The following is a 12,769-nucleotide window of genomic DNA, read 5'->3' as shown; positions in this document are numbered from 1 at the left end:
GTCCATCATCGGCGCGCTTCCCGTGCCCAGCGCATTGGCTCGGCTCCAACTGGCGCGCAACGGTGCTTTGCGGCGCGGTGGACCCCGGCACAGGGCCGGGATGACGGGTTCTGGTGGTGGGAAGCGCGCGCGGGCCTGGCTCAGCGATGGCGCTATGTTCGCGGCTCCCGCCTCAGGCCGCCACCGTCACAAAACTGTCCATCACGCGCTTGCGTCCGGCCTGCTCGAAATCGATCTCCAGCTTGTTGCCCTCGATCTCCGCGATCGCGCCATAGCCGAATTTCTGGTGGAAGACGCGCATTCCGACCGCGATGTCCTTGCGCGCCGGGGCGCCGACGCTGACCGCCGACGCGCGGCCCTCGAACACGCGCGGGCTTTCGCGGACGAAGGTGGAGGCGGGCGACGCCGCGCGCTGCCATCCGGGCCCACGCCCGGTGCCGCGCGCGACGTCGGCGAACGGATCGCTGCGTTCGGACCAGTTGGCGCGCCACAGGCTTTCGCCGCCGCTCATCGTCGTCTCGCTTTCGATATGCTCGGGTGGCAGTTCACCGACGAAGCGGCTGGGGATGCTGCTCGTCCACTGGCCATAGATGCGGCGGTTGGCCGCGTGCAGGATCACCGCGCGCCGCCGCGCCCGCGTGATCGCCACATAGGCCAGCCGGCGCTCTTCCTCCAGGCTGGCGAGGCCGCCTTCGTCGATCGCGCGCTGCGAGGGGAAGACGCCTTCCTCCCACCCGACCAGGAACACCGTGTCGAACTCCAGCCCCTTGGCGGCGTGGATCGTCATGATCGTCACCTGCGGCTCGTCGCGCCCGCCGTCATTGTCCATGACCAGGCTGACATGCTCCAGGAACGCGCCGAGGCTTTCATATTCCTCCATCGCGCGGACGAGTTCGTTCAGATTCTCGAGCCTCCCCGCCGCCTCGGCGGTCTTGTCCGCCTGCCACATCGCGGTGTAGCCGCTTTCGTCGAGCAATTGCCGGGCGAGCTCCGGGTGCGGCAGGTCGCGCGCCATGTCGCGCCAGCGCCCGATGTCGCCGATCAGGCTGCCGAGCGCGCGGCGCGCCTGCGGCGTCAGCTCGTCGGTGTCGAGGATGCGCGCGGCGGCGTGGAGCAGCGGCAGCCCCTGCGCGCGCGCCAGCTGATGCACCTTCGCCACCGCCTTGTCGCCCAGACCTCGTTTGGGCACGTTGACGATGCGCTCGAACGCCAGGTCGTCGGCGGGCTGGTTGACGATGCGCAAATAGGCGAGCGCGTCGCGGATTTCCTGCCGCTCATAGAAGCGGAAGCCGCCGACGATGCGATAGGGCATGCCGATCGCGATGAAGCGGTCCTCGAACTCGCGGGTCTGGTGCTGGGCGCGGACCAGGATCGCGAACTGGTCGAGCGGCTGGCCATCGCGCTGGCCGCGCTCGATCTCCTCGCCGACGCGGCGGGCCTCCTCCGGCCCGTCCCAAACGCCGATGACGCGCACCTTCTCGCCCGCGTCCAGCTCGGTCCACAAGGTCTTGCCCAGCCGCCCGCCATTATGGGCGATCACCCCTGCGGCTGCGCCCAAGATGTGCGGGGTCGACCGGTAATTCTGCTCCAGCCGGATGACCTTGGCGCCTGGAAAGTCGCGCTCGAAGCGCAGGATATTTTCGACCTGCGCGCCGCGCCACGAATAGATCGACTGGTCGTCATCGCCGACACAGGCGATGTTGCGCCGCTCCTGCGCGAGCAGCCGCAGCCACAGATACTGGACGCTGTTGGTGTCCTGATACTCGTCGACCATGATGTAGCGGAAGCGCTGCTGATAGCTGCCCAGCACCTCACGGTCAGTTTTCAGGATCGTCAGCACGTGGAGCAGCAGGTCGCCGAAATCGCAGGCGTTGAGGGCGCGCAGCCGGTCCTGATAGGCGCGGTACATTTCCTGACCGCGGCCATTGGCGTAGAGCTCGTTCTCCCCCGCATCGAGATCGGCCGGGGTCAGCCCCTTGTTCTTCCACCCGTCGATCAGCCCGCCCAGCTGACGCGCCGGCCAGCGTTTCTCGTCCAGGTCGGCGGCGGCGATCAGCTGCTTGAGCAGGCGCAGCTGGTCGTCGGTATCGAGGATGGTGAAGTTGGATTGCAGCCCGACCAGTTCGGCGTGGCGGCGCAGCATCTTGGCCCCGATCGCGTGGAAGGTGCCGAGCCACGGCATCCCCTCGACCAGGTCGCCGACCATGCGGCCGACCCGCTCGCGCATCTCGCGCGCCGCCTTGTTGGTGAAGGTGACCGACAGTATCTCGCTCGGATAGGCGCGGCGCGTGTAGAGCAGATGCGCGAGCCGGGCGGTCAGTGCCGCGGTCTTGCCCGTGCCGGCGCCCGCCAGCATCAGGACCGGCCCGTCGGTGGTCAGCACCGCCTCGCGCTGCGGCGGATTGAGCCCGCGCAGATAAGGGGGATCTTCGGGGGCGGACGCGGGAAGACTCATCGGTGAACAGTTAGGGAACGCGCAGGCCTGGGGCAACCCGGTTCGCGGGTTCAGGCGCGGCGGAGCAGTGTCAGCTTGGCCTTGCCGTGCACCCGCTCGGCGTCGATCGCGAAGCCTGTGGCATCGACATCCTCGTCGCGCGCGGTTTCGACGCTGATCCAGGTCGCGGGGCCGATCCAGCCGAGCCGCGCCAGCTTGTCGAGCGCGACATTGCCCGCCCCGCTGCGATAGGGCGGATCGACCAGCATCAGGTCGACCGGCTGGCTGACCGGGCCCAGCGCCAGCACCGATTGCGCACGCACATCCGCGCCGGTTGCGCCGAGCCGCGCGACATTGGCCTTCAGCGCGTCGAGCGCGGCGCGGTCCTGTTCGACGAACAGGCATGCGGCAGCGCCGCGCGACAGCGCCTCCAGCCCCAGCGCGCCCGATCCGGCGAACAGGTCGGCGACGCGCAGCCCGTCGAAGCTGCCGACCCGACTGGTCAGCATCGAAAACAACGCCTCGCGCGTGCGGTCGGCGGTGGGGCGGGTGGCGTCCCCTTTGGGCGCGATCAGCGGCCGTCCGCGCCATGTGCCGGCGATGATCCGCATCTATCGCGCCTTCTTCGTGGTACCGCCGGGGTCGCGCTTGCGCCGGGGCGGACCCGGTTTGGCCTTTTTCTTCGCCCAGCCTGCGGGCTTCTTGGCCGGTCGCGGCGCGCGTTCGGGCTCCGGTGCCGGCGACTCGCGCGCGGTCCGTTCCGCCGGTGCCGCCTTCACGCGCCGCGGCTTTGCCTCTTCGGCGGGCTTTGGCCGGGGCTTGGCCTCACCGGCTGGCCGCGCATGCGACCTGGTCTTCGGCGGCGAGTCCGGCTCGCCCCTGCGCTCCGGCCTGGGTCGCCTTTCGGCCGCGGCCGCGACCGGAATCGTCACGCGGACCGGAGCCATCGCGTTCATGTCCTTGCGGAACGCGACGACGTCGTGCTGGCGGATTTCGTCGACCGCGCCGATGCCCAGCCCGTCGAGCAGGAACGGGCCATAACGCGTGCGGATCAACCGGGAGACCTGGAGCCCGAGATGTTCGAGCACGCGGCGGACCTCGCGGTTCTTGCCCTCGGTCAGCGTCAGCTCGATCCACATGTTCGCGCCCGTGCGCCGTTCCAGATTGGCGTTGATCGAGCCGTAGCGCACGCCATCGATCTCGACGCCGAGCATCAGATCCTCGAGCTGCGCCTGGCTGACCTGGCCATAGGCGCGCGCGCGATAGCTGCGCTCGACCCCTGATTTGGGCAGTTCGAGCTGGCGCTTCAGTTCACCGTCGGTGGTGAGCAGCAACAGGCCCTCGGTATTGAGGTCGAGCCGCCCGACCGGCATCACGCGCGGCAGGTCGCGCGGCAGGCGGTCGTAAATCGTCGCGCGGCCCCGCGGATCGCGCTCGGTGGTCAGCACGCCGCTGGGCTTGTGAAAGCGGAACAGCCGGGCCGGGGCAGGAGCCTTCACCGCCTGCCCGTCGACCGTCACGCCCCTGAGCGATGTGAGCACGGTCGCAGCGGTCTCCAGCGGCTTGCCGTCGAGCGCGATGCGACGCTCGTCGATCATGCGCTCGATTTCGCGGCGCGACGCGATGCCGGCGCGCGACAGCAATTTCGCGATGCGCTGCGGTTCTTTCGGTTTGGACGGCCCCATGGCGACGGTGATATAGACACTGCTGGCCGACCGACAAAAAAACTTTGCTGCCGGGCGGCGATTTCGTCGGCAGGACGTTGTGCGGAAGGGGCCGCGCAGACGGTCGCTTCAGGGACGAGCGAATACGACAAGATGCTGTTTACCCGCAAAACCCGGCGCATTACGCGCATCATGGTGGTCGAGGACGAGCCGCTCGTCGCGTTCGACACCGAATATCATCTGACCGAATCCGGCTTCGAAATCGCCGCGACGGTCGATTCGGTCGCGGATGCGCTGGCGGTGATCGCGCGTGACGAGCCGCTGGACCTGGCGCTGGTCGACCTGACGCTCGCGGACGGTTCGGGAATCGATGTCGCGCGCGCGGCGGTGGCGCGCGGCGTCATGGTGCTGTTCGTTACCGGCAATTGTCCGGGCGATGCCCGCGCGCTCGCGGCGGGCTGCCTGTCGAAACCCTATGGTCCGCGTGACCTGACGGCGGCGATCGACGCGATCGAGGCGGTGCTTGACGGCCAGCAGCCCAAGAAGCTCTCGCCCCCGTTCAGCCTGTTTCTGGAGCGCGCCGTTTGACCCCGTCGATCAGAACGGCCTTTTGCCATCGGCCCGGTGCCTTGTCGGGACGGTGAATGCAGCCGGCCCAGCAGCAGGGCCGCTTCTTTCCCTCCAGCAATTCCTCACAGGTTCGGCGCAGCCGTCGCGCGCGGGTCGCCGGCTGTTTCGCATCCTCGACCCAGCAGATGAATTCGTTGCGCCCGAGTGGGGTCAGCGCCTGCCACCGCGCATATAGTTCGGGGCTTGCCCGCAGCGCGCGCTGCAGGTCCTCGGCGGCCTGATGGACCGTTCCGTGCTTGAAGTCGTCAGCCATGTCCGCGGTCGTGTCGCGCGCCGCCGCCCTGCCGTCCAATCGTTTCACGCACCGAGCATCCCCTCCACCGCGTCGTGGAAGTGCCGGATGCCGCGTTCGAGCTGGCCGAGCGTCAGGCGGTCGATCGCGCCGCTGGCCAGACCCTGCTGACCGAGCTCGGCGGCGCGGAAATCCTCTGCCGCGAACACGCCCTGGTCGAGCAGCTGCCAGCTGCGTTCCCAATGGTCGCGCGCCTTGTCGGTCGCCGGGGCTTCGGGGATCAGCATGAGATCCTCGACCAGGACGCGGTCGTGCGCCTGAGGCATCAGGATCATCAGGTTGATGTAATCGGGGCTGACGATGAGGACCGTGCCCGGAAACAGTTGATAGGTATAGGTGATCGCACGGCGCAGCACCGCCCAGTCGCCCGACGACAGCGCGTCGGCCTCCGCCGCGCGGCCGACCGCCGAACGCTGGTGCGCGCCAATCGTGTCGGCGGTGGACACCCCGTCCTGGAAGAACGGCGCGATCGTGCCGGCGTGAAGCCGTTGCACGTGATACGCCTCCAGAAATGCATCCATGATCAGCTTCCAGTTGGCGCGCACCTCATGGGTGCGGCGGCGGAACAGGTGCTGTCCGGCCAGGTCGAACGCCGCGAAGTCACGCGCCAGGATGTCGGCATCGGCGAAGTCCGCATCCGCATCGAAACTGAACCAGATCAGGCCGCCCGCTTCATGCGTCGGTAGCCGCTTCAGGCCGAACTCGCCCTTGTCGAGCCCAGGAAAGGTTTCGGGTCGCGGCAACCCGGTCAGCCGGCCGTCGAGCGCATAGGTCCAGGCGTGGTAGGGGCAGACGAGACGCGGCGATTTTATCGCAGCACAGCCCTCCACCAGACGCGTGCCGCGATGGCGGCAGACGTTGAGGAAGACATGCGCCCGCCCGTCACCGTCGCGCGCAACCAGCAGCGGCTTGCCGAAGCCGTCATGCGGCACCGCCATGTTGCGATCGGGCAGCAACGCCGATGGGGCGATGACCAGCGGCACGCGGTTGAAGATCCGCGCCTGTTCGGCGTCATGCCGCGCCGCACGGGTATAGGCGTCCGCCGCGACGTGCGCGATGCCGTCGTCGCGCGCGGTGCCGCCGCGGCCAAGTTCCGCCGCCAGGGCGAGCTGGCCCGGCGTCGGGGTGAGCGCGTTCATGGCTATTCTTCCCTCTCGTTTTGGCTAGTGTTGCGCCTTTGGGACAAGGGTTCAAGGTGACGGACAGGGTGAAGGGGGTGGCGCTGCTGCGCGCGGCGCTGCGCAATCGCAAGACATCGGCGATGCTGGTGCTGGGCTTTGCCTCCGGCCTGCCGTTCGTGTTGCTGATTGGGACGCTCAACGCGTGGCTGGGCGAGCTGAAGGTCAGCCTGGCGACGATCGGGGTCGTGTCGTGGATCGGTCTGGCCTATGCCTTCAAGTTCCTGTGGTCGCCGCTGGTCGATCGCGCGCAGTTGCCGCTGCTTGGCCGGTTGGGTCGCAGGCGATCCTGGCTGGTGCTGTGCCAGGGGGGGCTGGCGCTGCTCCTCGTCGCGCTGGCGCTGACCGATCCGGTGACCGCGATCGGCAGCTTTGCCGTGCTCGCGGTGATCGCGGCCTTCCTGTCGGCGACGCAGGATGTGGTGATCGACGCCTGGCGCATCGAGGTGGCGGACGAGACCGCGACCGTCGACCTCCTTTCCGCCATCTATCAGCTCGGCAACCGGCTGGCGGCACTGACCGGCGGCGCGCTGGCGCTGGTGCTGGCGGCGCGTATCGGCTGGCCGGCGGTCTATATCGGCTTTGGCGGTGCCATGATCGGTGCGCTCGTCATGACGCTGTTCACGCCGGAGCGGCCGCGCGACCGGATGGACGAGCGCGCGCCGCTCGCCGGGCATGTCGTCCCCGAGCCGCGTGAACGCGCCATCGCGCTGGGCATCGTCGCGGTCTGCTGGCTTTGGGCGATCGCGGTGCTGGGCAGCTTCATGGCCGCGGCGCTCAGTCCGGTGCCGCCGGGCGAGAGCGCGCCATCGGCGGGGAACTTCACCCGCGACTGGGGGCCGTGGATCATCGTCGCGACCGTCATCATTCCCGCGATGGTGTCGGCGTGGACCAACCGGCTGCCCCGCCGTATCGAGGATGCGGCGGGGCAGGGCGGGCTTCAGGCGACCGCCAATCATTGCTATCGCGCGCTCATCCTGCCGCTGGCCGAGATCGTCGGGCGGCTGCGCTGGGGCGCGATTCTCGTCCTCGCGGTCATCCTGCTCTATCGCATCGCCGATTCGATCTGGGCGCCGTTCGCCTTTCCCTTCTACCTCGATTTCCTGGGCTACACGAATGACGAGGTCGCGTTCGCGTCCAAGCTGTTCGGGGTGATCATGACGATCGCCGGGGTCGCGATCGGCGGGGTGATGCTGGCGACGCTGGGGCGGATGCCGACGCTGCTGCTTGGCGGGATCGTCGCGGCGCTGTCCAACCTGCTCTATGCCGATCTCGCCAATGGCGGCGCGGGAATTGACGGCTTTGCCGGGCTGCTGTTCCTCGACCAGATCGGGGTCGACCCCCGGATGCTGCGGCTGATGGTCGCCATTTCGGGCGAGAATATCGCGGGCGGTTTGGCGGGTACCGCCTTCGTCGCCTATATCAGCGCGATGACGTCGCGCGATTTCAGCGCGGTGCAGTTCGCGCTGCTGTCCTCCATGACCTTTCTGGTCGGCGCGCTTGGCCGCGCCGCGATCGGCGAGGCGCTCGAGCTGTACGGCTATGCCAACATATTCTTGCTGACCGCCGCGTTGGGCGGCGTCGCGGTGGTCCTGGTGCTCGCCGACTGGTGGCGCCAGCGGACGAGCGCGTCGGGGGTCGAGGGCGAGGCGGTGGCGACCGCGGCTTGAGACCGGTGTTCAAAAACTTGGCGCAGTTTCCGTTCGTTTCGAGCGAAGTCGAAAAACGTATCTCGACTCCGCTCGATACGAACGGGTGAGCGTAGATCGACGAGAAGCGTGGTCCGTTTATTCCAGCGCCAGCCCGGCTTCGGCAAAACTCTGCGCCAATAGCTGCGCGGTCGCGATCGGCACCGCGCGCTGCGGCGCGCCGAGCACGTCCGCAAGCAGGATCAGTGCGCGCTCCGGCCGGTCGGGCGCGGCGGTCAGCGCAGCGATGATCCCCGCTTCGTCGCGGGTCATGCGTTGACAGCACCACGGCGCGATCTGGATCGGGCGGGACGATACCGACGACATGTCGCTCATCAGCGCGCGGAGCAGCACCAGCGGGCGGCGAAAACGGCGGCCGAACGCGGTGACGAAGGCATTGGCGACGGCCGCGTCGTGCAGACCCTGCGCGCCGGTCTGGCGGATCGCGAACAGCAGCAGGCGCACCGCCGGCGCATCGGGTGCGCGATGGGGCAGGGCGGTGGCGATCGGGTTGGCAGGCGACATCGGACGTTCCTCTCGACAGGGACGCCAGGCTATCAAACCGCTATTGATAGTCAATCGCAAAAAGGGTGGATCAGTCGGGCAGCTCCTCGTTTGCGGCGAGTACGCGTCCGGCGAGGTAGAGCGATCCCAGTACCAGCACGGTGACTGGCGAGCGGGTTGCTGACGCGATCGCATCGAGGGCGTCAGGAACATCGGCGGCGGTGTCCGTCACGCCGATCCCCAGCGCCTTGCCCAGCGTGGCGAGGGCTTCGGGCACGTGATGCGCGTGGCCGGGAACCGGCACGGCGACAAGCCGGTCGGTCATCGCTGCGAACGGGGCAAGCAACCCGTCCGGATCCTTGTTGGCGAGCATGCCGAGCACGATCGCGATCGGGCGGCTTTCAGCCACCCCGGCGAGGGCGTCGCGCACGGCCTGAGCTGCGGCGGGATTGTGCCCGCCATCCAGCCACAGCGTCGACCCGGCGGGCAGCCGGCGGGTCAGCGGCCCGTCCGACAGGCGTTGCATCCGCGCCGGCCAACGCGCTCCACTGGGCATCGCGGCGATCGCAGCGTCGGGGATGTGCAGGGCGCGTTGATGTCGCAGCATCGCGGTTGCCAGCGCGCAGTTTGCCGCTTGGTGCGAGCCGGCCAGCACGGGCAGGTCGAGCCTGAGTACGCCCCCGCCATCGCGATAGGTGAGGCGGCCGTCGGTGATGTCCCAGTGCCAGTCGGCGCCGGCGCGCAGCACCGGTGCGCGGCGCGTATGGGCGGCGGCTGCGACGACGTCGCGTATCGCTGGCGGATAGTCGAAGGTGACGAGCGGCACGCCGGGCTTCGCGATCCCGGCCTTTTCGGCGGCGATTGCCTCGATCGTGTCGCCGAGGAACGCCTGGTGATCGAGCCCGAGCTGGGCGATGCCGCACACCGTGGGATGGTCGATCACGTTGGTCGCATCCAGCCGCCCGCCCAGCCCGACCTCGATCACGCATGCGTCCGCCGGCGTGCGCGCGAATGCGAGAAACGCGACCGCCGTCGTCACCTCGAAGAAGCTTGCGCCGATATCGCTGCCCGCGTCGAGCACTTCGGCGAGCAGCGGGGCAAGCGCCGCATCCCCGATCAGCTGGCCCGCGACCCGGATTCGCTCGTTGAAGCGCACCAGATGCGGACTCGTATAGACATGGACGCGATGGCCCGCCGCCTCCAGCCCGGCGCGCAGATAGGCGCAGGTCGATCCTTTGCCGTTGGTGCCCGCGACATGGAACACCGGCGGCAGGTGGCGGTGCGGGTTGCCGACCCGGTCGAGCAGCCGGGTGATGCGGTCGAGCCCCAATATGTCCGCACCCGGCCCGAGCAGGCTCAGCCGGTCGAGCTGGCGCTGCACCGCCGGATCGGTCGAGGTTGCGAAATCGGGCATGATCGGCGGGGGTAGCGCGTCAGGCGGCCTGGCGCTCCCCGCACAGATAGCCGATCACCTGCGCCAGCGTGTCGCGCAGCGCCTTGCGCTCGACGACCATGTCGATCAGGCCATGGTCGCGATAATATTCCGCGGTCTGGAAATCGTCGGGCAGCTTTTCGCGGATCGTCTGCTCGATCACGCGCCGCCCGGTGAACGCCAGCGTCGCCTTGGGCTCGGCGATGTGGATGTCGCCCAGCATCGCATAGGCAGCCATCACCCCGCCCGAGGTCGGATCGGTCAGCACGACGATATAGGGCAGGCCCGCCTCGCGAAGCATCTCGATCGCGACGGTGGTGCGTGGCATCTGCATCAGGCTCAAAATGCCTTCCTGCATCCGCGCGCCGCCCGATGCGGTGAAGACGATGAACGGAGCTTTGGCGGCGATCGCGGCCTCGGCGCCCGCGATGAACGCCTCGCCCACCGCCTGGCCCATCGATCCGCCCATGAAGGCGAAGTTCTGCACGCCGATCACCGCACGGTGCCCGTGAATCGTGCCGCGCGCGTTGACGAAGGCATCCGGATCGCCGGTTTCGACGCGTGCGGCCTTCAGCCGGTCGACATAACGCTTGGAGTCGCGGAACTTGAGCGGGTCTTCGGGCACGCGCGGCGCGGGCAGCAGCTTCATCGATCCTTCGTCGAACAACTGCGCGAACCGCTCCTTCGGGCCGATGCGCTCATGATGGCCGCAGGACGGACAGACGTGCAGATTTTCCTCGAACTCGCGGGTGAAGATCAGCTGCTGGCATTTGGGGCATTTATGCCAGAGATTGTCGGGCGTTTCCTTGGTCGCGACGACGGAGGCGATCGCGTTGCGAACGCGGTTGAGCCAGCTCATGCAGGTTCCTTCTGCGCCGCGTCGATCGCGGCGCGCAGTGATTGGACATAGGCGGTGACGGCGGCGGGCGCGTCGGCACCGTTCGCGGCGATCAGCTCGACGATCGCCGATCCGACGACCACGCCGTCGGCGACGCGGGCGATGGCCGCCGCCTGTTCGGGCGTGCGCACGCCAAAGCCGACCGCGATCGGCAGGTCGGTCGCGGGCTTGAGCCGGGCGACTGCCGTTTCGATCGAGGCCTGCGCGGCCTGTTGCAGCCCGGTGATTCCGGCGACCGAGACATAGTAGAGAAAGCCCGATGCGCCATCGAGCACGGCTGGCAGGCGCGCGGTATCGGTGGTGGGGGTGGCGAGCCGGATCGGCGCGATGCCCGCGGTGCGCAGCGCCGGGCCGAGCTGATCGTCCTCCTCGGGCGGGATGTCGACGCAGATGACGCCGTCGATACCGGCCGTCGCGCACTGCTCAGCAAACCACTCCGCCCCGCGCCGGAGCATCGGGTTGGCATAGCCCATCAGGACGAGCGGGACGCTGGGATGGCGGGCGCGAAAATCGGCAGCGATCGCCAGGATATCGCGCGTCGTGGTGCCGACGGCGAGACTGCGCAGATTTGCCGCCTGGATCGCCGGACCATCCGCCATCGGATCGGTGAACGGCATCCCCAGCTCGATCACGTCCGCCCCGCCCGCGACGAGCGCGTCGAGGATGGCGGGGGTGGGGCCGTCGCCCGCCGTCACGAAGGTGACGAGCGCGGCGCGATCAGCCGGGAAAGCAGCGGAAAGGCGGGTCATATAGCCCTCTCGCCTGACGTGGAGTGGCTCCGATTCACATCGCCACTCCCAGCGCCTCGGCGACGGTGAAGATATCCTTGTCGCCGCGTCCGCACAGGTTCGCGAGGATGACCTGGTCGGCGCGCATCGTCGGCGCGACCTTGGCGACGGCGGCGATTGCATGGCTCGGTTCGAGCGCCGGGATGATGCCTTCGGTGCGGCAGAGCAGCTGGAACGCATCGAGCGCCTCAGCGTCGGTGATCGAGGTATAGTCGACCCGGCCGATATCCTTCAGCCACGCGTGTTCCGGCCCGATGCCGGGATAATCGAGGCCGGCCGAAATCGAATGCGCCTCGGTGATCTGGCCGTCCTCGTCCTGGAGCAGGTAGGTCTTGTTGCCGTGCAGGATGCCGGGGAAGCCCCCCGCCAGCGACGCGGCGTGTTCCTTGTCGAGCCCATGCCCGGCCGCCTCGACGCCGAGCATCCTGACGTCCGCGTCGTCGAGAAAGGGGTGGAACAGCCCGATCGCGTTCGATCCGCCACCGATCGCCGCGACCAGCAGATCGGGCAGGCGGCCGGTGCGGCTGAGCATCTGCGCGCGCGCTTCACGCCCGATCACGCTCTGAAAATCGCGGACGAGCTCGGGATAGGGGTGCGGCCCGGCGGCGGTGCCGATGATGTAGAAGGTGTCGTGGACGTTCGCGACCCAGTCGCGCAGCCCCTCATTCATCGCATCCTTGAGCGTCGCAGCCCCGCTCGTCACCGGGCGGACCTCCGCGCCCAGCAGCTTCATGCGGAACACATTGGGCTGCTGCCGCTCGATGTCGCGTGCGCCCATGTAGATGACGCACGGCAGGCCGAAGCGCGCGCATACCGTGGCGGTCGCGACGCCATGCTGGCCGGCCCCCGTCTCCGCGATGATCCGCGTCTTGCCCATACGGCGCGCCAGCAGGATCTGGCCGATGCAGTTGTTGATCTTGTGCGCGCCGGTGTGGTTGAGCTCGTCGCGCTTGAACCAGATTTCCGCGCCCATGCCGTCGGGGGCACCCGCGCGGAGCGCCTTGGTTAGCCGCGGCGCATAATAGAGCGGGCTGGGGCGGCCGACATAATGTTCGAGCAGGTCGTCGAACTCGGCGTGAAACGCCGGATCGGCCTGCGCCGCGCGATATTCGCGCTCCAGGTCGAGGATCAGCGGCATCAGCGTTTCGGCGACATAGCGGCCGCCATAATCGCCGAAATGCCCGCGCTCGTCGGGTTGGGCCCGGAAACTGTTGGGTGCGTTCATGATGCGGGTGCGTTTAGCACCTGCGGGCCCCAAGTC

The 12,769-nt window shown here is 68.5% G+C and carries 12 protein-coding genes; 2 read left to right on the top strand and 10 right to left on the bottom strand.

The annotated features are described in order from the left end of the window. Nucleotides 1-172: 172 nt before the first annotated feature. From GO308_RS08160 to GO308_RS08150, 3 genes are read right to left on the bottom strand one after another with little or no spacing between them, the layout of a single operon-like run. On the bottom strand, nt 173-2,455 hold the full coding sequence (locus GO308_RS08160) for a UvrD-helicase domain-containing protein (protein WP_240885087.1): 2,283 nt from the start codon (nt 2,453-2,455) through the stop codon (nt 173-175). A gap of 50 nt (nt 2,456-2,505) precedes the next feature. Further along, nucleotides 2,506-3,045 (bottom strand): 16S rRNA (guanine(966)-N(2))-methyltransferase RsmD, encoded by a 540-nt coding sequence (rsmD, locus tag GO308_RS08155; RefSeq protein WP_240885086.1) that lies wholly within the window; start codon nt 3,043-3,045, stop codon nt 2,506-2,508. Continuing rightward, nucleotides 3,046-4,119: a pseudouridine synthase gene (locus GO308_RS08150; RefSeq protein ID WP_240885085.1), complete on the bottom strand. Its 1,074-nt coding sequence runs from the start codon at nt 4,117-4,119 to the stop codon at nt 3,046-3,048. It lies immediately after the preceding gene. A 132-nt stretch (nt 4,120-4,251) separates the two neighbouring features. Between GO308_RS08150 and GO308_RS08145 the strand changes: the two genes are divergently transcribed. Further along, nucleotides 4,252-4,686, top strand: a complete 435-nt coding sequence (locus tag GO308_RS08145; RefSeq protein WP_066476414.1) for a response regulator — start codon at nt 4,252-4,254, stop codon at nt 4,684-4,686. Here the strand turns inward: GO308_RS08145 and GO308_RS08140 are convergent. Then, nucleotides 4,658-5,029: a YdeI/OmpD-associated family protein gene (locus GO308_RS08140; protein ID WP_331709948.1), complete on the bottom strand. Its 372-nt coding sequence runs from the start codon at nt 5,027-5,029 to the stop codon at nt 4,658-4,660. The genes GO308_RS08145 and GO308_RS08140 overlap by 29 nt on opposite strands. Continuing rightward, on the bottom strand, nt 5,026-6,159 hold the full coding sequence (locus GO308_RS08135) for an aromatic ring-hydroxylating dioxygenase subunit alpha (RefSeq protein ID WP_240885084.1): 1,134 nt from the start codon (nt 6,157-6,159) through the stop codon (nt 5,026-5,028). Before GO308_RS08135 ends, GO308_RS08140 begins: the two co-directional genes overlap by 4 nt. A gap of 56 nt (nt 6,160-6,215) precedes the next feature. Here GO308_RS08135 and GO308_RS08130 point away from each other — a divergent pair, with 56 nt between their 5' ends. Then, nucleotides 6,216-7,868, top strand: coding sequence for an MFS transporter (locus GO308_RS08130; RefSeq protein ID WP_346769042.1), 1,653 nt, complete (start codon nt 6,216-6,218; stop codon nt 7,866-7,868). Between the two features lie 117 nt (nt 7,869-7,985). On the opposite strand, the gene GO308_RS08125 is transcribed toward GO308_RS08130, so the two are convergent. From GO308_RS08125 to trpB, 5 genes are all read right to left on the bottom strand, one after another. Then, nucleotides 7,986-8,411 (bottom strand): DUF6628 family protein, encoded by a 426-nt coding sequence (locus GO308_RS08125; RefSeq protein ID WP_066673687.1) that lies wholly within the window; start codon nt 8,409-8,411, stop codon nt 7,986-7,988. Nucleotides 8,412-8,481: 70 nt separating this feature from the next. After that, on the bottom strand, nt 8,482-9,804 hold the full coding sequence (locus GO308_RS08120; protein ID WP_240885083.1) for a folylpolyglutamate synthase/dihydrofolate synthase family protein: 1,323 nt from the start codon (nt 9,802-9,804) through the stop codon (nt 8,482-8,484). A gap of 19 nt (nt 9,805-9,823) precedes the next feature. Further along, nucleotides 9,824-10,681, bottom strand: a complete 858-nt coding sequence (gene accD, locus GO308_RS08115; RefSeq protein ID WP_066548118.1) for an acetyl-CoA carboxylase, carboxyltransferase subunit beta — start codon at nt 10,679-10,681, stop codon at nt 9,824-9,826. Further along, nucleotides 10,678-11,469 carry a tryptophan synthase subunit alpha gene (gene trpA, locus GO308_RS08110; protein ID WP_066476400.1) on the bottom strand — a complete coding sequence of 264 codons (792 nt, stop codon included), beginning with the start codon at nt 11,467-11,469 and terminating at the stop codon, nt 10,678-10,680. Before trpA ends, accD begins: the two co-directional genes overlap by 4 nt. 34 nt (nt 11,470-11,503) lie before the next feature. After that, nucleotides 11,504-12,733, bottom strand: coding sequence for a tryptophan synthase subunit beta (gene trpB / locus GO308_RS08105; protein ID WP_240885082.1), 1,230 nt, complete (start codon nt 12,731-12,733; stop codon nt 11,504-11,506). Nucleotides 12,734-12,769 lie beyond the last annotated feature (36 nt).

Origin of the sequence: Sphingomonas sp. SFZ2018-12, from assembly GCF_022496715.1 — a bacterium.
In the GTDB taxonomy this organism is placed as follows: Bacteria; Pseudomonadota; Alphaproteobacteria; order Sphingomonadales; family Sphingomonadaceae; genus Sphingomonas.
Note: the sequence above shows the minus strand (reverse complement) of the source record. Positions and strands in the feature narration are given on the sequence as shown.

Coding starts and splice junctions, on each gene's coding strand:
- GO308_RS08160 (WP_240885087.1), bottom strand. CDS start 2,455: ATGAGTCTTCCCGCGTCCGCCCCCGAAGATCCCCCTTATCTGCGCGGG.
- rsmD (WP_240885086.1), bottom strand. CDS start 3,045: ATGCGGATCATCGCCGGCACATGGCGCGGACGGCCGCTGATCGCGCCC.
- GO308_RS08150 (WP_240885085.1), bottom strand. CDS start 4,119: ATGGGGCCGTCCAAACCGAAAGAACCGCAGCGCATCGCGAAATTGCTG.
- GO308_RS08145 (WP_066476414.1), top strand. CDS start 4,252: ATGCTGTTTACCCGCAAAACCCGGCGCATTACGCGCATCATGGTGGTC.
- GO308_RS08135 (WP_240885084.1), bottom strand. CDS start 6,159: ATGAACGCGCTCACCCCGACGCCGGGCCAGCTCGCCCTGGCGGCGGAA.
- GO308_RS08125 (WP_066673687.1), bottom strand. CDS start 8,411: ATGTCGCCTGCCAACCCGATCGCCACCGCCCTGCCCCATCGCGCACCC.
- GO308_RS08120 (WP_240885083.1), bottom strand. CDS start 9,804: ATGCCCGATTTCGCAACCTCGACCGATCCGGCGGTGCAGCGCCAGCTC.
- accD (WP_066548118.1), bottom strand. CDS start 10,681: ATGAGCTGGCTCAACCGCGTTCGCAACGCGATCGCCTCCGTCGTCGCG.
- trpA (WP_066476400.1), bottom strand. CDS start 11,469: ATGACCCGCCTTTCCGCTGCTTTCCCGGCTGATCGCGCCGCGCTCGTC.
- trpB (WP_240885082.1), bottom strand. CDS start 12,733: ATGAACGCACCCAACAGTTTCCGGGCCCAACCCGACGAGCGCGGGCAT.